Origin of the sequence: Allofournierella sp. CML151 (genome assembly GCF_027853465.1) — a bacterium.
Taxonomy (GTDB): Bacteria; Bacillota; Clostridia; order Oscillospirales; family Ruminococcaceae; genus Allofournierella.
This window is the reverse complement of sequence record NZ_JAPNNW010000011.1, coordinates 42,697-62,143: the sequence shown is the minus strand read 5'-3', so window position 1 is coordinate 62,143 and position 19,447 is coordinate 42,697. Positions and strand designations below refer to the sequence as shown.

15 protein-coding genes and 1 pseudogene are annotated in these 19,447 nt (G+C 60.8%); 8 read left to right on the top strand and 8 right to left on the bottom strand.

Annotated features, from left to right (window positions below):
- Positions 1 to 256 precede the first annotated feature (256 nt).
- From PH256_RS15275 to PH256_RS09375, 4 genes and pseudogenes are all read left to right on the top strand, one after another.
- Positions 257 to 379, top strand: a pseudogene (locus PH256_RS15275) (fibronectin type III-like domain-contianing protein); the annotation flags it as partial.
- Between the two features lie 180 nt (positions 380 to 559).
- The gene (locus PH256_RS09385; RefSeq protein WP_333766356.1) at positions 560 to 1,621 is read left to right on the top strand and encodes a glycoside hydrolase family 3 protein; all 1,062 of its coding nucleotides are present in this window, start codon (positions 560 to 562) and stop codon (positions 1,619 to 1,621) included.
- Positions 1,622 to 1,950: 329 nt separating this feature from the next.
- Complete coding sequence (locus PH256_RS09380; RefSeq protein ID WP_270913928.1) at positions 1,951 to 4,833, top strand: insulinase family protein; 2,883 nt, start codon at positions 1,951 to 1,953, stop codon at positions 4,831 to 4,833.
- A 21-nt stretch (positions 4,834 to 4,854) separates the two neighbouring features.
- The gene (locus tag PH256_RS09375) at positions 4,855 to 6,132 is read left to right on the top strand and encodes an L-cysteine desulfidase family protein (protein ID WP_270913927.1); all 1,278 of its coding nucleotides are present in this window, start codon (positions 4,855 to 4,857) and stop codon (positions 6,130 to 6,132) included.
- A 104-nt stretch (positions 6,133 to 6,236) separates the two neighbouring features.
- Here PH256_RS09375 and PH256_RS09370 read toward each other — a convergent pair whose 3' ends face one another.
- From PH256_RS09370 to PH256_RS09335, 8 genes are all read right to left on the bottom strand, one after another.
- Positions 6,237 to 6,932 (bottom strand): LytR/AlgR family response regulator transcription factor, encoded by a 696-nt coding sequence (locus PH256_RS09370; RefSeq protein WP_158098472.1) that lies wholly within the window; start codon positions 6,930 to 6,932, stop codon positions 6,237 to 6,239.
- Positions 6,933 to 7,005: 73 nt separating this feature from the next.
- Positions 7,006 to 7,455, bottom strand: a complete 450-nt coding sequence (locus PH256_RS09365; protein ID WP_270913926.1) for a hypothetical protein — start codon at positions 7,453 to 7,455, stop codon at positions 7,006 to 7,008.
- Between the two features lie 37 nt (positions 7,456 to 7,492).
- Positions 7,493 to 9,247 carry an ABC transporter ATP-binding protein gene (locus tag PH256_RS09360; RefSeq protein WP_270913925.1) on the bottom strand — a complete coding sequence of 585 codons (1,755 nt, stop codon included), beginning with the start codon at positions 9,245 to 9,247 and terminating at the stop codon, positions 7,493 to 7,495.
- A complete protein-coding gene (locus PH256_RS09355; RefSeq protein WP_270913924.1) occupies positions 9,244 to 10,986 on the bottom strand; it encodes an ABC transporter ATP-binding protein in 1,743 nt (580 codons plus the stop codon). The genes PH256_RS09360 and PH256_RS09355 overlap by 4 nt, the downstream gene beginning before the upstream one ends.
- Before the next feature lie 351 nt (positions 10,987 to 11,337).
- Complete coding sequence (locus PH256_RS09350; RefSeq protein WP_087296243.1) at positions 11,338 to 11,652, bottom strand: thioredoxin family protein; 315 nt, start codon at positions 11,650 to 11,652, stop codon at positions 11,338 to 11,340.
- A 34-nt stretch (positions 11,653 to 11,686) separates the two neighbouring features.
- Positions 11,687 to 12,631 carry a hypothetical protein gene (locus tag PH256_RS09345; RefSeq protein WP_270913923.1) on the bottom strand — a complete coding sequence of 315 codons (945 nt, stop codon included), beginning with the start codon at positions 12,629 to 12,631 and terminating at the stop codon, positions 11,687 to 11,689.
- Positions 12,632 to 12,641: 10 nt separating this feature from the next.
- The gene (locus tag PH256_RS09340; protein WP_087296245.1) at positions 12,642 to 13,517 is read right to left on the bottom strand and encodes a YitT family protein; all 876 of its coding nucleotides are present in this window, start codon (positions 13,515 to 13,517) and stop codon (positions 12,642 to 12,644) included.
- Positions 13,514 to 14,371, bottom strand: a complete 858-nt coding sequence (locus tag PH256_RS09335; protein WP_087296246.1) for an NAD(P)/FAD-dependent oxidoreductase — start codon at positions 14,369 to 14,371, stop codon at positions 13,514 to 13,516. The genes PH256_RS09340 and PH256_RS09335 overlap by 4 nt, the downstream gene beginning before the upstream one ends.
- A 290-nt stretch (positions 14,372 to 14,661) precedes the next feature.
- Here PH256_RS09335 and PH256_RS09330 point away from each other — a divergent pair, with 290 nt between their 5' ends.
- The 4 genes from PH256_RS09330 (at position 14,662) to PH256_RS09315 (ending at position 19,369) form a co-directional block, all read left to right on the top strand.
- Positions 14,662 to 14,886, top strand: a complete 225-nt coding sequence (locus tag PH256_RS09330; protein WP_270913921.1) for a hypothetical protein — start codon at positions 14,662 to 14,664, stop codon at positions 14,884 to 14,886.
- Positions 14,887 to 15,139: 253 nt separating this feature from the next.
- A complete protein-coding gene (locus PH256_RS09325) occupies positions 15,140 to 15,568 on the top strand; it encodes a cupin domain-containing protein (RefSeq protein WP_270913920.1) in 429 nt (142 codons plus the stop codon).
- A 577-nt stretch (positions 15,569 to 16,145) separates the two neighbouring features.
- The gene (locus tag PH256_RS09320; protein WP_270913919.1) at positions 16,146 to 17,705 is read left to right on the top strand and encodes a hypothetical protein; all 1,560 of its coding nucleotides are present in this window, start codon (positions 16,146 to 16,148) and stop codon (positions 17,703 to 17,705) included.
- Entirely contained in the window at positions 17,705 to 19,369 is a 1,665-nt protein-coding gene (locus PH256_RS09315; RefSeq protein WP_270913918.1) for a hypothetical protein, read from the top strand. Before PH256_RS09320 ends, PH256_RS09315 begins: the two co-directional genes overlap by 1 nt.
- Positions 19,370 to 19,447 lie beyond the last annotated feature (78 nt).

The window sequence follows — 19,447 nt, the reverse complement described above, 5'->3', positions numbered from 1 at the left end:
ATTTTGCGATTTTTCAAAAATGGTTCCGTTTTGCACCCCGGATTTCTCCTATTAGTGAAAGAGTAATCTGAAAACAAGTTACTTGGGTTACATTGGCTCGTTCACGCTTGACACAAAAAAGTAGTAACATAATCACAGGTTACAAACAACGGAACCATAACAACAGTATACACCGGATGCGCTGAAAGCGCAAGAAAGAGAGGTTCTATGGCAGATAAAAACGCCGTGTTTCTGACCCGGCACATTTGCCAAGACCCGGCGGCTCGCCCCCGGCGAAACCCAGACCCTGACCCTCGAGATCCCGCAAAAGCAACTGGCGGCCTTCCACCCGGAACAGAACGCCTGGGTGGTGGACGCGGGCCTGTACGGCGTCTGGGTGGGCAACAGCAGCGACGCGCTGCGCCTGTGCGCGCTGCTCGAGGTGGATGCGGCGGTGACGCTGGAGCGCACCCATCCGATCTGCCCGCCGCAGCACCCCATTGGGGAACTGGGCGCCGCCCCCGATGCACAGGACAGGGAAGCCGACCAGTGGCGCCAGAAAGTGGAGTACGACCTGCCGGTGTACAAGTTTGTGCCGGTGGCCCCGGCGGCCCCGGCGCCCGCCGCACCGCTGTTGGCCGAAGGGGATTTGGACAGCCTGGTGCCGCTTTTGTACGGCAACATCACGGCGGGGGCCAGCACGCTGGGCTCGGCGGGGATCCGAGTGCCCGGTTCCGCCGGCGAGACCTCCGAAGCGCTGGAGGCCAGCCGCCAGATCCCCAGCCTGATTATGGCGGACGGCCCCGCCGGGCTGCGGCTGCGCCAGTGCTACCAGGCGGACCGCGCCACCGGCGAGGTCTACGGCGCCGGGGTGCTGGGCTCGCTCGAAAACGGCTTTCTGGAAGCGCCGCCCCGCCACGAGAGCGCCGACACCTACTACCAGTTCTGCACGGCGTTCCCGGTGGGCACCGCCCTGGCCCAGAGTTGGGACCCCGACCTGCTGGCGCAGGTGGGTCGCGCCGTCAGCCGCGAAATGGACGAGTTCCATGTGGATTTGTGGCTGGCCCCCGGCATGAACATCCAGCGCAACCCACTGTGCGGGCGCAACTTCGAGTATTATTCCGAGGATCCGCTGCTCACCGGCACGCTGGCGGCGGCCATCACGGCCGGCGTGCAGGAATCCGGGCGGCACGGGGTGACCCTCAAGCATTTTGCCTGCAACAACCAGGAGGACAACCGTATGGCGGTGGACGCGCGGGTGTCGGAGCGCGCCCTGCGGGAAATTTACCTGCGCGGGTTTGAGATCGCGGTCAAAGCCGCCGCCCCGGCCGCCGTCATGTCGGCCTACAATTGCATCAACGGGGTGCACGCCGCCAACAGCCGGGACCTGTGCACCGTCGTGCTGCGGCAGGAATGGGGCTTTGCCGGCCTGGTCATGTCGGACTGGAATACCACCGTGCCGCAGGACGGCTCCACCCCCTGGCGGTGCGCCTGGGCCGGCAATGACGTCATCATGCCGGGCAACCCCCACGATGATGCCGACATCCGGGCCGCCCTCGCGGACGGCCGCCTGCCCGAAACCGCTGCCCGCCAGTCCGCCGCCCGCCTGATCGCCCTGGCCAGCGCCCTGCGCGGGGGGTGAGCACCGGACGGCCGTGACTTTGGGAGATTTCTTTCACACGCTGACATTCTTCTGTCTTGTATAGTACGCGGCGCGGGGATTTGTGCACGCCACACAAATCCCCGCGCCGTTTCGGTTTCAGCCCCATCGGCGGATGCGCGCTTTTCTGTGTTGCTTGCAGCGTTGGCGCTGTAAATCCATACCAAATAGAACGCAAACCGGACAGAATCGACAAACCAAATTGACAAAACCGGTGCTACCTTTTACAGTAAGTATAAGAAGCGGACAATTCGCGCCTGCCGCCCCCGGGACGGCCGCTATTTTCATTGCAGAAAGCGAGGGAACCACCCATGAACACACTCCTTCACGGTTTTACCGAAATCCGGCAGGCCCCGCTGCCCGAGCTCGACGCCACCCTACACGAGATGGAACACACGCAGACCGGCGCGCGGCTGGTCTGGCTCGAGCGGGACGAGGAGAATAAAACCTTTGGCATCGCCTTCCCCACCCTGCCAAAAGACGACACCGGCGTCTTTCATATCCTCGAGCACTCGGTGCTCTGCGGGTCGGACCGCTACCCGGTCAAGGAGCCCTTCGTCGAACTGCTCAAACACTCGATGAACACCTTTTTGAACGCGCTGACCTTCCCGGATAAAACGCTGTACCCCATTTCCAGCCGCAACCCCAAGGACTTTCTGACCCTGATGCGGGTGTATCTTGACGCGGTGTTCCACCCGGCCATCTACCACAACCCCGCCATCTTCCGGCAGGAGGGCTGGCGGTACGAGTTTGACGCCGACGGCAAGCCCCACTACAAGGGCGTCGTGTTTAACGAGATGAAGGGTGCGTTCGCCGATGCCGACGAACTGGAAACAAACGCCCTCAACCGTGCGCTTTTCCCCAACACGCCCTACCGGTTTGTGTCGGGCGGCGACCCGGCCTGCATTCCAGACCTGACTTACGAACAGTTTTTGGCCGCCCACCGCAAGTTCTACGCGCCCTCCAACGCGTTGATCTTTCTGGACGGCGCCGTGGACCTGGACACCGTGCTGCGGGTACTGGACGAGGAATATCTGAGCAGTTTTGCGCGCAGCGAGCGCACGGTGTTCCCGCCGCTACAAGCCCCGGTGGACGGCGGCGTGCAGCGCATCGAGTACGAGGTGGCCAGCGAGGCCGAGGAGCCCGGCCGCACCCGCCTGGGCTACGGCTTTGTGCTGGGCAGCTACGCCGACCGCGAGACGCTGGTGGCCGCCGGGGTGCTGGCCCAGGTGCTGGCCGGGGACAACGAATCCCCGCTGTGCCGGGCAGTTTTGTCCCGCCAGCTGGCCAAGGACCTGATGCTGCGGGTGTATGACAGCGTAGCCCAGCCCTGGCTGCAAATGGAGATCACCGACCTCAACGCCGAGAACGCGGCCGCCGCCGAGCAGGCGATTCTGGACGAGCTGCGCCGCCTGGCCGAGCAGGGCATCGACCGCGCCAAGCTGGAAGCCGCCCTGGCCCGGCGGGAATTTGAGATGCGGGAGCGGGATTTCGGCCCCTACACGCCGGGCGTGGGCCTGTGTATGCAGACGCTGGAAAGCTGGCTGTACGGCGGCCAGCCGGAAGCCAACTTGCAGGTGGGCGCGCTGTTCGACAGCCTGCGCGCCAAGATGCGCGAGGGCTACTTTGAGGAGCTGCTGCGGCGCATCTTCCTTGAAAACCCGCACAAGGCCAAGGTGGTGCTGACCCCGAGCCACACCGCCGGCGAGGCCCGCCGCCAGGCCGAGGCTGACCGTCTGGCCCGGGAGGCCGCCGCCTGGACCGAAGCCGACCGCACCGCGCTGCAACAAAAGCAGCAGGAGCTCGACGCCTGGCAGCAAACGCCGGACAGCCCCGAAGCGCTGGCCACGCTGCCCAGCCTGACGCTGGCCGACCTGCCCGCCGCCCCCACTGACCTGCCGCTGGAAACGGCCACACTGGCGGGGATTCCGGTGCTGCGGCACCGGGTCAAGACGCGGGGCATCGTCTACGTGACCTTCTACTTGGACGCCGACGGCCTGCGCCCCGAGCAGATGAGCGAACTCGGCTATCTGTGCCAACTGCTGGGCCACCTGCCCACCCGGCACTACACAGCGGAACAGCTCAACGACCGCATCCGGCTGACCTGCGGCGAACTGCGGTTCTACGCCACCGCCTTTGCGATCCCCGGCGAGACCGACCGCTGCCATGTCAAGCTCTGCCTGAGCCTGAGCGCGCTGGAGCCCAAGCTGGACGCAGCGCTGGACCTGGCCGCCGAGGTGCTGACCACCACCGACCTGAGCGCCGAGCCTGCCGCCCGAGACATTCTGCGCCAGCTGCGGACGCAGCGGATGCAGAACTGCATCATGGCCGGGCACAATGTGGGCATTGGCCGGCTGGCGGCGCAGTTCTCGGCTGCCGGCGCGGCGCAGGAATATCTGACCGGGTTTGCGGGCTACCAGTGGGTCAAAGCCCAGGAGGATCATTGGGACTGGGCCGCCCTGCGCCCGGCCTTGCAAAGCCTGCTGGACGCCATCGCCTGCCAGGCCCGGCTGACGCTGGCCGTGACCACCGACCATGACCTGGCCGGGCAGGCCGCCGCCCGGCTGGCCGCGGCCCTGCCCGAAGGCGTCGCCGCCCCCGAAGCTACCGCGCTGGCCCCCTGGGGTGCGCGGCGGGAGGGCATTGCCATCCCGGCCGACATCGCCTTTGCCTGCTGCGGCGGGGACTTCCGCCGCGCCGGGCAGGGTTACACCGGCGCTTGGCAGCTGGCGTCCAAGCTGCTGGGGCTTGAATACCTGTGGAACGCCGTGCGGGTGCAGGGCGGGGCCTACGGTACCGGGCTGGCGGTGCGAGACACCGGCCTGGCGGCATGCTGGTCCTACCGCGACCCGCGGGGCGTGCAGAGCCTGGAAACGTACAGCCGCTGCGCCGACTTTCTGCGCCAGTTCTGCCGGGAGAGCCGCGACCTGACCGGGTTGATCATCGGCGCGGTGTCGGACAGCGAACCGCTGCTCTCGCCCCAGGCCCAGGGCACCACCGCCGACACCTGGTACTGGCAGGGCGTGGACTACGCCGAGCGCTGTCGCCGCCGCAAAGCGCTGCTGTCCGCCACGCCGGACACGCTGCTGGCCCTGGCCGACGCGCTTGAAACGGCGCTGCAAGGCGGCGTCTGCGTAGTGGGCGGCCGGCCCCAGTTGGAAGCCTGCGGGCTGGACAGCATCGAGAGTGTTTGAAAGGCCACTGAGGAGGATACCATGGAGGACAAAATCTACAGCGAATACTGTGCCATTCTGGCCGAGGAGCTGCAGCCCGCGATGGGCTGCACCGAGCCCATCGCCGTGGCCTACTGTGCCGCGCTGGCCCGCAAGACATTGGGCTGCCTGCCGGAGGATGTGCAGGTGTACGCCAGCGCCAACATCATCAAGAACGTCAAGAGCGTGGTCGTGCCCAACACCGGCGGCCAGCGGGGGCTGACCGTCGCAGCCGCCGCGGGCATTGTGGCGGGTGACGCCGATGCCAAATTGCAGGTGCTGGCCGGCATCACGCCGGAACAGGTGGAACAGATCGCCGCCTATGAAAAGCAAGGCATCGTCCACGTCCACCCCTCGGAGAAAGACTACATCTTTGACATTCAGGTGCGGGTGAACGCCGCCGGGCACACCGCCTTTGCCGAGATCGCCGGCTTCCACACCAACGTCATCCGGCTGGAACAGGACGGCGCCGTGCTGCTCGACCGCCCCTACACCGAGGAAGGCCCCAAGCACGCCACCGACCGCAGCCTTTTGACGGTGGAGCGCATCGTCGAGTTTGCGGACGCCGTTAAGATCGCCGACGTGCAGTCGGTGCTGCAGCGGCAGATCGACTGCAACACCGCCATTGCCAAAGAGGGCCTGCGGGGGCAGTGGGGCGCAAACATCGGGCGGATTTTGCTGGAATCCTACGGCGACTCCACCCACAATCGGGCCAAGGCCTGGGCCGCCGCCGGGTCGGATGCCCGGATGAACGGCTGCGAGCTGCCGGTGGTCATCAACTCGGGCAGCGGCAACCAGGGGCTGACCGCCTCGCTGCCGATCATCATTTACGCCCGGGCGCTGGGCTCGGCGCAGGAGGAACTTTACCGGGCGCTGGTGGTTTCAAACCTGGTGACCATTCACCTGAAAACCGGCATCGGCAGCCTGTCCGCCTACTGCGGGGCCACCGCCGCCGGGTGCGGTGCCGGGGCCGGGGTGTGCTACCTGCACGGCGGCCGGTACAAGGAGATCGCCCACACCATCGTCAACGCGGTGGCCATCGACTCGGGCATGATCTGCGACGGCGCCAAGGCCAGCTGCGCGGCCAAGATCGCCTCGGCGGTGGAGGCGGGGTTGCTTGGCTGGAAGATGCAGCAGCACCACAGCCAGTTTTACGGCGGCGACGGCATTGTGGTCAAGGGCGTTGAGAACACCATCCGCAATGTGGGCACCCTGGCCAGCGAGGGAATGCGGGAGACCGACCGCACGATCATCCGGCTGATGACCAGCGGGATGTGCTGAGAGGCAAGCCAGCCAAAGCCTCGCCGCCGGCGCCAAACCCAAACGAATAGCAATAAAAACCGGCCTGCCGGGAGATCGAGAGATGTCCCCGGCAGGCCGGTTTTTCAAAAGTCAATGTTGGCGTATTTTTCTTTCAGCAGGGTGAGCAGTTCGGGGTATTTGTCCCGGCTGAGCAGGATTTCGCCGTCATAGCCGTCAAACTGGATGGCATAGGTTTTGCTGTTGCCATCCGCCCGGATGAAGGAAACCTTGGACAGGTTGACGATAAAGGACTGGTAACACCGGTAAAAGCCGCACCCCTCCAGCATCTGTTCCAACTGGTTCATCGTGTAGCCCAGCGGGTGGATCTCGGTGCCGGACTGGGTGACGATGCGGTTTTTGCGGTTGCTGCGCTCGACAAACAAAATGTCGATGACCGGCGTGAGCTGGTAACCGCTGCGCGTTTTGATGAGCAGGCTGCGGTTGGCGGCTTCCCGCTTGGTCTGCTGCAAATCGAACACATAGCGCAGGCGGTTGACCAGCGCCTGCAGCGCCAGCGGGTCGAAGGGCAGCAGCAGGTAGCCGGCGCACTGGCTGCGGTAGGCTTCAAACGCCCACTCTGTGGTGTCGGCGTACATCACGACCTGTATGTCCGGCTGGTTTTGGGCGAGAACCGTGGCCAACCAATCCCCCGTGCTGGTGCGGTTGGGCGGGGCCGGCTGGTGGTTGCAAAATACAACATCCACCTTCTGCTTCTGGAGCAGGGTCACAGCCTCCTCCGAAGTGTCCGCCTCGCCTGCCAGTGTAAACACTTGATACATGCGCAGCAGGTTCCACAGTTGCGCCCTGCGTTTTTGATCGCTTTCGACGAGAAGAGCCCGCATTTTCATCTCTTCACCCCGCTTTTGTTTCACTTTGCCCAAAGGCCATAAACGCATCGGTCAGCGCGTCCACGTCGCCGGTGTAGCCCGTTGTCAGCAGCGCGAACGGGCCGTTGCTGGCCGGGGAGATCAGGCTGCCGCTGTTGAACAGGTCAATGCTGCCCTCAGTTTTCAGGCTTTCATAGGCGGCGTACTCGGCGCTGTCCTTGTCCAGCGCATCCAGGTCCCACCAGTAGAACTCGGCCCCGCTCTCCGAGACGGCCAGCGAGCACAGCCCATCGCTGGCCAGCGTGAGGCGCTCCCCGCTGATCAGCCCCTTCTCTTCCAAACAGGCAAGAAGGCTGTCCATCGTTTCGTTCCAGACCGGGGCGTCCGGGTCCTCCGCCTGCGCCGCCGGTACGGCGGCGCAGGCGGCACGAAATCCGGCGTGGCGGCCACATACGCAAGGGTGCCGCCAAAACAAAGCACCAGCAGGATCGAGAAGATCACCGTAAACCGTTTCATTTCGCCGCCTCCTCCCCGGGCAGGGCAAAGCCCTGCTTTTTCAGATAGTCCCGATAGGTCGGGCTGGCCGCCAGCAATTCGTCGTGGGTGCCGGTGGCTTCCAGTTCGCCGTGGTTCAGCACAACAATGAGGTCGGCATCCATCACTGTGCGCATATCGTGCGCCACCACAATGATGGTATGGCCCTTGAGTTCCTCGCGCACTGTGCGGAAGATCGCCGCGTCGCTGCGGTGGTCAAGGCTGGCCCCGGCTTCGTCCATCAGCAGGTAGGTGGGGCGGATGTACAGGGCCCGCGCAATGGCGATGCGCTGCCGCTGGCCGCCGGACAGCAGCGCCCCCGCCGCGCCCACGTCGGTGTCATAGCCGTTTGGCAACTGGCGGATAAAGCTGTCGGCATCGGCCAGGCGGGCCGCCTGCTCGACCCGGCGCTGGTCGGCCGAGCCGGTTTCGCCGTAGGCGATGTTGTCGCGGACCGACCCGGAGAAGAGCGGGTTGTTTTGCAGGATATACCCGAACTGCCGCCGCAGTTCGCAGGGCTTCGACTCGTCCACCGGCGTGCTGCCCAGCCAGATACGGCCGCTGTCCGGCGCATAGATGCCCTGGAGGAGTTTGAGCAGGGTGGATTTGCCCGAGCCGTTGTTGCCGATGATGGCCGTCACCTTGCCATGGGGGATCGTGAAGGACAAATCGTGCAGCACCGGCTGCTGGGGAATGTAGCCGAACGAGACCCGCTCCAGCCGGATATCCTGCGCCGTTTGTTTGTCCGGCAGCGGATCGCCGGCCTGGGGGTCCTCCTCCGGGCCGTCCAGCAGCACGCCCACATACTGCAAAGCGCCCTGGGTGCCCTTGAGGGTCTGGTAGTGGGTCAGCACCTCCGCCGTATACTGGTCCACCCGCCCTTTGTAGGTGGAGAAATCGTTGATACCGGTCTCGGGCATTTTGCCCTGCCGGATCAAATCCGACCCGCACAACGCGATGACGATGGTGCCGATGGTGTTGTAGAGGGAGTTGGACAGCGTCTGAACCGCCACCATGAAGGCGTAGTAGAGGTCGGCCTTGTACCGCGAATCAATGGCTTTCAGTCCCTCCGTCACTTCCAGGTCCTCCATCGCCTGGGCCTTGACGTGTTTGGCCGCCGAGATATGCTCGGAGAAAAAGGTGGTCATCACGTTCAGGCTGTCGTACCGTCGGAGCATCATCTGGTATTGCAGATGGCCCACCAGCGCGAACACCAGCACCGCGATGGGTAGCAACAGCAGCATATACAGCGAGAGCGTGCCGTCAAAGCGGTACATCTCCCAGCAGCAGCGGAAAAAGCTGTACAGGGACACGATGGTGTTAAATGCCATCTGGACCACCAGGCTGGCCTGGGTGATGTCGTTGACCAGGCCGGAGATCAGGGCGGAGGGCTGGCGGCGCTCCACCTCCCGCATGGGCAGGTGGAGGATCTTGCGCCAGAGCAGTTTGCGCGCCCGCAGTGTGACCAGGGCGCTGCCGTACCCGCCGGTCAGGTTGATGAGCATGCTGAGCAGGGCGTTGAAAACGTTCATCAGCGCATAGCCGATGATGACCCCGTTGTACAGCTCACCCTTGTTGATGCGGATCAGATAGTTGGAGACGGCCAGCACGACCTCGGTGTTGGCAAACCCCAGGAGCAGCGAGAGCAAAAACAGCCACCACGGGATCGGGAAGCGGGTAAAAAAGGACAGGTACGCCCCAAAGGAGAACTTGGCTTTCTGCTTGTTTTTCATGCGGAGGCCCCTCCTTTCAGGTCCATCATTTCACGGCAGAACGCGCTTTGCTGCAAAACCGTCTGGCGATCGCCCGCCGCGGTGACCGTCCCGTGTTCCAGCACCAGGATCCAGTCGGCGTTTTGCAGCGTCTGGGCGTCGTGGGCCACATACACCACCGTCTTGCCGGCCATCAGGGTGCGGATGCTCTTCCAGACACAGTCCTTGCCGGATATATCCATGGCGGCGGTCGCCTCGTCCAGCAGCAGGATATCCGACTTCTGCAAAAGCGCCCGCGCCACTGAGAAGCGCTGCCGCTGCCCGCCGGACAGGCTGGCCCCGGCTTCCCCGACCGGTGTGTCATAGCCTTCCGGCTGCTCCCGCACAAAATCCAGAATGCCCACGGCCTCGCAGACCCGGTCCAGTTCCCGGTCGTCCGGCGTGCGGTCCAAACCATACAGCAGGTTTTGCCGGATGGTGCCGGAATACATCACGCTCTCCTGCGTCACATAGCCCACGGCCTGGCGGAAACTGTGCAGGGAAATACCGGCAATGTCCCGCCCGTCCACGGCGATGGTCCCCTTTGCCAGCGGGTACAGCCGGTCGATCAGGTTCAGCAGCGTCGTCTTGCCGCTGCCGGAAGGGCCCACGATCGCGGTAATTTTTCCGGCAGGGATCTCCGCGTTGAGACCGGTAAACAGCGCTGTGTCCCCGTAGGAGAAGCACACGTCCCGCAGCGAGATGTTCCCCCGGAGCACTTCCGCAGCACAGCCCTCGTCCAACGGCTCCTCCCGCTCGTCCATGATTTGGGACACGCGGTCCACAGACCCCTGCGCCCCCTTGAAGTTGGACCAGGAATTGCAGTAGTTGCTGAGGATGTTTGTGAGCTGGATCGCAAACCCATAGTAGGCGATCCACTGGGTCAGGTCCAGTGCGCCGGTGCTGTAAAAGGCGCGGCCCGCCAAGATGATCGCCACGCTTTGCAGCGCGCTGGCGATGGCGTTGATCGGCAGCGCCAGGCCGCGCACCCACAGGTCGGTCACCTCGGCCTGGTAGGAGGCTTTCATCCGTGCTTCGCCGGCGACCGCTTCTTTTTCCTCGGTGCCCATCGACTTGATCAGCAGCATATTGTTGGCCCGCTCCGCGATGGCCGCGGTCAGCTGTGCGTTGCGCCGGTTGATCAGGTCCGCCACGCCGAAGCGCATCCGCCCCAAAACAAAGGAGATCAGGATGTTGACGGGCAGCACGATCACCAGCGCCCACATCAGCCGCTGGTCATAGCTGGAAACGCGCCCCAGCATCAGCAGGCTGGAGTACGCCGTGGTGAACACCGGCAAAAGCACCTGCATGATCAGGGTGCTGATGCTGGTTACATCGGTGGTGATGCGGCTGAGCAGCTCCTTGGGGTTGTTGGCCTCATAGAATTGCAGCGGCAGATGCACGACCTTTTTCCACACCATCCGCCGCAGGTTCCGGTCGATCCGCGCCAGGCACAGGTTGCTTGTCAGGCTGGAAATGGAGCCGATCACCAGCGATAGCAGCGTAAAAAACAGGTAGGGCAGCACGACGGCGAAAAGGCCCACCTGGCCGGCGAACAGCGCGGCGCTGTATTCGGTCGTGCTGACGCTCACATTGGCAATGAGGGCCGATACCGCCAGATACCCCACGATCCAGAGATAAGGCAGCCGCGCCTTGCCCAGCATGGCAAAAAAGCGCCGGAAACTGCCGTACCGCTTGCGGAACAATGCGTTCTGTTCCATTTGTTCCTCCCTTCCCTTTCCGGCAATGCCCCGGAAAGCAAGAGAGACCCGCCGGTTTTGCGGGGAGCGCGGCGCGCCCGGTGGCCGGGGGTGCCGCAGCCGCGCACAAAACTGGCTAGGTCTCCATTGACTTTACTGTCCTGCCTGCGCCCGGTCAAGCGTTCGGGCGGCAGGGGCCGGCGGCGCCGGGTTTGGCTGTGTGAGGGCTGCCGCTTTCATCCTGCACACATCCTTTCCCAGACGACCGGCTTGGTTATTGGCTGTATTTTACCACATTTTTACACGGGAAAACAGCAGCGGTGTCGATTTTGTCCGGTTGCGGGTCTATTCTGCCGCTTTCCGCCGCAGGGCTCAGTCATACATGTACCGGGCGATCACATCCTTGACCTGCTGCGGCTGCATCACGCCCACATGGCTGTGGACCAGCTTGCCGTCCTTGTAAAACTGGACGGTGGGCACCGCTCGGATGCCGTACTGTTCGGCCAGGCCGGGGTTCTCGGTGGTGTTGAGTTTGACGATGTTCAAAAAGGGAATCTCGGCGTCCAAATCCTCGAGAATGCGGGCAAAGAGCTTACAGGGCACGCAGGTGGTGCCGTAAAAATCGACGATCACAAAACCGTCTTGGACAAGGCTTTCAAAGTTTTCGCTGTTGGCCTGTTGAATCATAGGGGTGCCTCCTGTTGTGTTTCATGGGGATGGGTCATTCCGCGTCGGGCAGCGGGTTTTTGTCCCGGTACAGCCGGTCCGCGTGGGCGCGCCAGACCTCCTCGGCATGGGCAGCGTACTGGTTGAATGTATAGGTTTCTTTGGGCATGGCGGCCCGGGCCTCCTCCGCGGTGGTATGCCAGGTGGCGGCGTAGTCCTGCAGGAACGCGGCGTAGCCCGCCTCGGTCACGGCAAAGCCATCGTTTTGGGCGTAATGCTGCCCCAGCAGGCAGCAGCGCAGGCTGTCAAAGCAGGTGTCCTGGGTCATGGCCACCAGTTCGGCGTAGCTCTTGACCGGGATGTTCCCGGCAAACTGCTCGGGGGTCATCTGTTCCAGCACCATGCCGCTCTGCCGGGCGATGGCCCGGCAGCGGTCCAGCTCCCGCTCCACCGCCTGCTTCCAGTCCGCCTTGCAGAGCACAAACACGGATTCGTCCAGCACCGCCCGCTTGATCCGGGCGGCCAGCGTCCAGGCGGCCTGCGCGGCGGCTTTGTCCCGCTGCTGCGCCAGCAGGTAGCGCCGGTACCCGGCCACCGTGCGTACCCCCGGCAGCTTGCACGCGGCGGCCATCTCGTCGGTCAGCGCGGGCACAACCCGCTTTTGCACGGCCTGCACGGTCAGGGCGACCTCGCCCTCCGGCAAGGTCGCCGTGCGGGTCTCGCCGGCCTGCATGCCGATGGCCAGGGCTTCCAGCGTTGGATTGTACATCCCGCTGCCCGCCACAAAGCGGATGCTGTCTTTTTGAAAGCGCGGCAGCGCGGAGCGCAGCGAGCAGCGGACCATATCGCCGGCAGCCACCGCGTCGCCCGGTTTCCAGGTCACATACGGGTTGCGGAGCCGGTCCAGCTCTTTTTGCAAAGCGGCCTGGTCGGGCACAAACGCCGGGATGTCCAGAGCCACTTCATGGTAGTCCTTGGCGGCAACAAGTTTGGATTGCATACGTTTCCTCCTATTTTCCCACCGGCAGGGGGATGCGCGCGGCGGTGAACCCCTGGCCCTGCACTTCCCGGACGGCGGCGATGGTCAAAAATGCGCCGGGGTCGATGCGGCGGATGGCCGCCTTGACGCCGTACAGCTTCTTGTTAGGGATGACGCAGAACACCACGCTGCCCGGCGTCCGCCGCAGGCCGGTGTCTGCGTGGAGCATCGTCACGCCGGCCTGTGCCTCGCAAAGCAGGGCCTGCCGGATCTCCTCGTAGTGGTCGGAGATCACCAGCAGCTGCAGCTGGGCGGCGCCCGCCAGCATGGTCCGGTTCATCACAAAAGTTTCGATGGCCAGGGCCATCACGCTGAACCAGAGGTTGCGCCCGCCAGCCATCCAGAACGCCATGGCCATCACGCCGTAGTCAGCGGCCATTTTGACCCCCGCTACCGGCAGCCGGATGGTTCGGTGCAGGATCATGGCCAGCGAGTCGCTGCCGCCGGTGGAAGCGCCGGCCCGAAGTGTAACCCCCACGCCGGCCCCCACAAAGCAGGCCCCGCACACCAGGGCCGCGAAGCGGTCGGTTTCGAGCAGGGAAAAGGCAGGCAAACGCTGGCACAGCCCCAGAAACACTGGATAGGCCAGCGACCCGGCCGCTGTGTTGATGGCAAACTCCCGCCCGATGCAGGCCCATCCGGCCACCAGCAGGCCCAGGTTCAGCACAAAGACGGACACAGCGGTGTCCAGCCCAAACAGTGTGTGGAGGATCAGCCCTACGCCAGTGGCGCCGCCCACCGCCAGCCCGGCAGGCAGGTAGACCGCTGCCACCCCGTAGGCCAGCAGCGCATTGCCGGCCAGCACGCCCGCCAGCCGCCCCAGGTAGCCCAGCCAGCCGGGTTTCATCGCGGCTCCTCCTGCGGTTGTGCCAAGAAAGCCAGCGCACTGTGCACCGCCACATTGCCCTCGCCCACTGCCTTGGCGTACTGGTAGGGGCGGCCGGTGCAGTCCCCGGCGGCAAAGCAGCCGGGCAGGTTGGTGCGCTGGGCCCGGTCCACCTGGATATGGCCGTTTTCCATGGCAAGGCCGGATAGGAGCGCCTGCGGGGCCACCGTTTCCCGCAGGCAGAACACGCCCTCCACCGGGAGGGTCGCATCCGCCCAGCGCACCCCGGTCACCCGGTCGTCCCCCTCGATGGTCTGGGGCCGGCCTTTGTGGCAGCCCGGTGTATCGGCCAGGCCGCCCGCGTAGGTGCAGAACAGTTCCACATGGCCCGCCACGCTTTGCAAAAAGCGGACGTCCTCCTCCAGGCTCTGGCTTTCGCACACCACCGCGATGTTCCGCCCGCGGTACAGCTCGCCGTCGCAGGTGGCGCAGCAGCTGACCCCCTTGCCCAGCAGCCGGTTTTCGCCGGGGATCTGCCCGCGTGCCGCCACGCCGGTGGCCAGGATCAGGCAGCGCCCTTCATAGAAATCCGGCCCGGCGCAGACAGCATAGTGCCCGCCCATCTCGTAGACCGCCGCCACCCGTGCTTGCTGGATTGGGATGCCAAGATCATCCACCTGCCGCAGAAAAGCGTCCCGCAGCTCCCGGCCGGTCACCCGGGGCAGGCCGGGGTAATTCAGGATACGCTCTGCCTTTTCGACCTTGTCACTGAGCCGCCGGCTGCCAAACCAGAGGAACGAAAGCCCCCTGGCCCTGGCGGTCAACGCGGCAGATACCCCGGCCGGGCCGGTGCCCACGATCAGCAAATCCCACATGAACGGCGCCTCCTGTCCATCTTTTATTATGCAGTATACAGGGCCCGCTGCCGCAGCTCAAGGGGGATTGTCTATCTCGTCCGAAATCCGGCCTATTTTGCCGGGGCGAGGCTCAGGGGCCGCCAGCGTTTGAACTTTTTCATTTGGCCCTTCGATTTGCCCTTCGGCGCCGGATCTGTATGGCGCATATTTTGTCAAGTCTCCCACCTTTCCTCACAAGCGCCCTGCCCACCAGGCATCGGCCGACATTTTGGACATGCGGGCCGATTTGGAAAAGCTACCGAATTGCTATGGTTATCCAATGGGGCGGGCATATTTTGTCACGGAAAGAAAAAGCCCCCTTGACAAATCGCTTGCCAGGAACACATTTGAGCGATGCTCCCCTTTTCGATATGCAGAACTGCTATGATAAATTTCAAAAAAGAGGAATTGATATGGCATCTATCGTAAAACGAAACAAAAGTTTTGGCGTGGTTTACACCTCATACGAAGGCAAAAAACAGAAGCAGCATTGAGAGACCTATCACTCTTATGAAACGGCGCTTCATCGAAAAGAGCAGGTTGAACTCATACAAAAAAGCGTTAGGAGAGGTTACTAAGCCGTGCTGATAATCTGATGGAACTTCTTAAAGCAGACTTCCCTGTTGTGCATTGTACTTACTGCTGCAATATCATATACTTTGCCATCGACACAGATCGGGGGAATTCACACTCTGGTGGCAGGCTGCATATCATGAAACATCACATAACGAAATGGAGGAAAAAACCATGAACCACGATTCCTGTTTCAACAACTGCGACCAGACTGACCACGGCCCCAACCCTTATGTTGCCAACATTCTCTGTGCCGCACGTGCAAATGAAAACTACCGAACTGCATTCTGGACCGGTCATCATCTTCAGATGACCCTGATGTGCATCCCTGTTGGCGATGACATCGGCCTTGAGATGCATCCCGATACGGACCAGTGCATCCGAGTGGAGGCCGGCAAAGCCATTGTCAAGATGGGCTCCAACAAATGTCATCTGAACACCACGTACACCCTGCATGTTGGTGACGCTGTCTTTGTGCCCTGCGGCACCTGGCACAACATTTTCAACGATGGCGATTGCTCTCTGAAGCTGTCGTCCATCTATGCGCCCCCTCACCACCCCTGGGGTACTGTCCAACCCAACAAGGAGGACGCCGACTCCTAAAAAAACACCTTTTTGACGGCTTACTGAAACAAAGCGGCGCTTCTCAATAACCAATGAGAAGTGCCCCCACAAAACGCCCCAGACTCAGCAGAGCTTTCTGCCATGTCTGGGGCGTTGTTTGTTTTGGGCGTTCTCCCTGCAGGAGATTGTCCGATTCAAGAAGCCTCCGGCTTCTTCACGCAAGGTAAAAATTGAAGGAAGAGAAGAAACTTTCACTGTCCAACAAGGAACCGGCAAAGCAGCATGCCAGGGCATAACCGCACCCAAGGAAAAAGCAGCTTCATTTTCTGCTTCTTCCCTTGCTTTGTTTCTACCGAAAAAAGGACGAATGTACCACCATACAATCCATAATGAAAAACGCAGGTGGTTTTGTCTTAAATGAACCCGAAAATCTTTCTATAATAGGGAAAACCCGATGAGCGGAGGGACAAGCCCTTCACGACCATAAGTCTCCCCTTCGAACTTGCCGAAAAAATTTGTACGCAGCCATATGCATAAAAACTGGAAAGAATCCGAAAAAGGGGTTTCATAAGAACCAAACAACACAAATTCTTATAACCTCAGGAGGATTCGGCATATGAGCCATTCCAAAAACGACTTTCCGATCATGGGCGGAACCGGCCGCCAAGTCACCAAACCATATAGAGGAAGCTACGACGCTTTCTATAAGTTGATCAACCCCAACACCAAAAAGCCATATACCAATGCCGAGCTGGCTGCAGAACTGGAACATCGCCAGCAGGAATATTCTGTCCTTGCCCAACTGATTAGCCCGGATTTGGAGGAAATTCAAAAGAAGGCACGTTCCCATCCCAATGCCGAATTCAAACTCGCACGCCGCGGAAAAAGCCGTAAAAAGGCAGAAGAACTCCTTCACCAGGAAGCCTACCCGATACTGGAACGCATCGCCAAATTGCTTTTTCGCCCCCTCTGGAAAAGTAATTTGAAATGTGGAAACGTGACCGTGCGCGATTACGTCCATTTTGTGGGCGACACCCTTTACGCAGACAAATCTCTCAAAGAAGCTGCATCACTGCGGTCTTGTATCAACAGAATTATATTGCCGATGATCGGCGACATCCAGCTTCATCAGCTGTCGCCCGATCGGCAGAAGGCAATCGTTCAGCGGCTTAATAGTCGACTTAAAAACGATGAAACCATCTCGCTAACTGCAAAAACCCATACACAGGCGGCATACAGACTGTTGTTCCAATCGCTTGTGCAAAACGGATATTCTGCTGCACGCGAAGGAGTGCGACTCTCTGATGAAATCACCCGCATAAAGCGCCAGAACCGTGGGATCATCAACAGCTGCCGTGAAAATCATCTGGACGATACATTCCGCGCCGCTCTCTTTTCCATTCTTGCCCCCGCCGATCGTCTTTATGATCTCTGGCTGGTTGCACTGATCTACACCGGTCTGGCCCCCAACGAAATTCCCGCTCTGTGTTTTGGCGACATCGATCAGCTGGAACTGCGTGATGAAAACTGCTACACCATCACGGTGACCAAACAGATCCGGGACACAAACACTGTTTGCCGTGCAATCAGTGCCGATAATGACGATTTCCCGATTCATCGTTTGCGGCGTGTCGTTCTTGCTCCATGGGTGGCAAACGTTATGCTGAAGTATATTGAGTATCTGCACAGCTCCGGGTATTCCGATGCTCAAATTGCTGACATGCGTCTTTCTGGCACGATTTCGGGCAAAATCGTTGGAGCAAAAGATATCCGTGATCGCATCAACTCGATCATGCAGCAGGCCGGCATCCCCAAAGCGAACATTCCACGCACGAAGAAGAGCGGCAAATCCAGGTTTCAGACCGAAAAGCGGGACATTGAGCTGTTACAGCGGGATGCCAAATACATCGCCAAATGTTGCGGGGCCGATGATGCCATGGTCCACGCTATGTTCGGCCTGCCCGCTACGACAATGGATGAGCAACATTACCTGGACACCCTGTGCGACGATTATGCCGTTACCCGCTATCTCAGACTGCGCCGGTACACACCGTTTTCAGACCAGTCTGTTCCGCAGCGTCGCATTTTCCATATAGAAAACAACACCGATACAGCGCAAACCATCCGCATCAACAGCAACTATGCCATTCTGGCATCATGGAGGTCCAATAATTAATGGAAGATTTTGAACACAACGGCGTATATTTTAAAACAAACCTGTCGTATCCCTCCTCATACAAAGCAAGTGACACACCCTGCCGTATTCGCATTACACCCCGTGATCCGAAAACCGGAAAGGCGATCACAAAACGGCAGCTCCGCGGCAGCGACAGCGACAAACCCGCCGAAACAGCAATTTTCGGCAGGGACATTGAGGATATCCGAAAGAACCTCTTCCCGTCCATTGCTGACGGTATCATTGCACAGATGCATCTGGCTGGATTTTTTGATTCCGGGCAGGCTTCCACCGCTCCCGCGGTCGATCTGGGAGAATTGGCCCGCACCTACCGGGATGCATTTTTTGCCTTTTCACAGCGCGAAAGAAACTGGGCTCCGCTCACGGTCAAGGATTATGGTTATCAATTCGATAAACTGATTCCTCATCTGGATGGTATCAACGCGCTTACAATCAACGATGAGATTTATACCGCTGTTTTCAAAGCCATCTGCGATGCTGCACGCAAAGCGACAAAAGGCAAAAAGGATGATCCGTATCAGGAGGTGCCATCTGCGGCACAGAAGCGTTACGGTTTGCTGAAACAGCTGATCAGTTACCTGATTGAAGAGGATGACATACAGATTGACTGTCTTCCCCCGGACCTCGACGGCAAAACATCCCACCTGTCATCGATTATGTCTCAGGTGGATGGGGTTCGCAGCTTGCCGCCTGACGAGCTGCTCGCATTGTGCAAAACCTCCCCGCTTGCCGATGTGATCAGCATTCTCACCGATACCGGCCTTCGCATCGGCGAGTTTACCGGTCTGCTGTTTTGCTCGCTGGGCTATCTGGATGGATCGCAGGGACGGATGTATTATCTGCGTGTTTCCGGCCAGCTGCTGCCAGACGGCAAGCGCACCGAAATGCCCAAAACTCTGCCGTCCTATCGCATCATCCCCTTATGCCCAGAGGTAGGCGAAGCCATGTATCAACGGGCGATGACTTTGAGTGCAATCCATGGAGACCTCTCCCTGCAGCTGCTTTGCGGTCAATCGGAAGGTGACGCCTTCCTCACCGATCCCGCAACGATGCGCATTTATCGGGATCATCTGTCGAACGCTATTACTGACTTGCTGCGCAATGAGGGCATGCTCCAGTCCTTGTACGCTGCCAGACAGTATGTATTCAATATCAAGCAGCAAAACGAACACGTATACCGTCGACTGACCGGTCACTCGGAACGACGCAACTTCTGCACCTTCCTTTATTGTCACAGCGGTTTCGATGCTCCGGAAATCCCCAAACTGATGGGACATGCAGACAAAACCCGAAAACAACCGTCCACTTCATACGGGGCGACTCCCAGCGAGATATACCGCATGTGCCTGAGACGATATGTCTCTCAATCCTTGCTGCATTCTGCACAGCCTTTGCGCTACCAGGCGGATAACTTCAAACGCAGCGAAGTGCCTTCCTGCGCCCTGGAATTGACCCTGCCTCCTCACAGCAGTTATGACCTGATTGTTGATGATATGGATCCGGAAAACGAGCTGCATTTCTCCGGCACCCTTACCGTACAGAAGGTGCGTCAGGATGATTTCACGCCTGGTCCCTATCCATACGCCCTTTTGGCTGATCCCGACATGTACATGGTGCGCAGAAAGAGCAAGCTCTTTTCTTGATGGCTGGTTTTTGATTCAGCATTGAAGAGCTGCTGATTCCTGAAGTTTCTTATGTCCTTTTTCAGATTCACTGCGGGG

Excerpts from the sequence above, each read along its gene's own strand:
- PH256_RS09330 (WP_270913921.1), top strand. The coding sequence starts at position 14,662 with ATGGTTATCCAATGGGGCGGGCATATTTTGTCACGGAAAGAAAAAGCC.
- PH256_RS09350 (WP_087296243.1), bottom strand. The coding sequence starts at position 11,652 with ATGATTCAACAGGCCAACAGCGAAAACTTTGAAAGCCTTGTCCAAGAC.
- PH256_RS09370 (WP_158098472.1), bottom strand. The coding sequence starts at position 6,932 with ATGTATCAAGTGTTTACACTGGCAGGCGAGGCGGACACTTCGGAGGAG.
- PH256_RS09340 (WP_087296245.1), bottom strand. The coding sequence starts at position 13,517 with ATGAAACCCGGCTGGCTGGGCTACCTGGGGCGGCTGGCGGGCGTGCTG.
- PH256_RS09325 (WP_270913920.1), top strand. The coding sequence starts at position 15,140 with ATGAACCACGATTCCTGTTTCAACAACTGCGACCAGACTGACCACGGC.
- PH256_RS09355 (WP_270913924.1), bottom strand. The coding sequence starts at position 10,986 with ATGGAACAGAACGCATTGTTCCGCAAGCGGTACGGCAGTTTCCGGCGC.
- PH256_RS09315 (WP_270913918.1), top strand. The coding sequence starts at position 17,705 with ATGGAAGATTTTGAACACAACGGCGTATATTTTAAAACAAACCTGTCG.
- PH256_RS09375 (WP_270913927.1), top strand. The coding sequence starts at position 4,855 with ATGGAGGACAAAATCTACAGCGAATACTGTGCCATTCTGGCCGAGGAG.
- PH256_RS09345 (WP_270913923.1), bottom strand. The coding sequence starts at position 12,631 with ATGCAATCCAAACTTGTTGCCGCCAAGGACTACCATGAAGTGGCTCTG.
- PH256_RS09335 (WP_087296246.1), bottom strand. The coding sequence starts at position 14,371 with ATGTGGGATTTGCTGATCGTGGGCACCGGCCCGGCCGGGGTATCTGCC.
- PH256_RS09360 (WP_270913925.1), bottom strand. The coding sequence starts at position 9,247 with ATGAAAAACAAGCAGAAAGCCAAGTTCTCCTTTGGGGCGTACCTGTCC.
- PH256_RS09380 (WP_270913928.1), top strand. The coding sequence starts at position 1,951 with ATGAACACACTCCTTCACGGTTTTACCGAAATCCGGCAGGCCCCGCTG.
- PH256_RS09320 (WP_270913919.1), top strand. The coding sequence starts at position 16,146 with ATGAGCCATTCCAAAAACGACTTTCCGATCATGGGCGGAACCGGCCGC.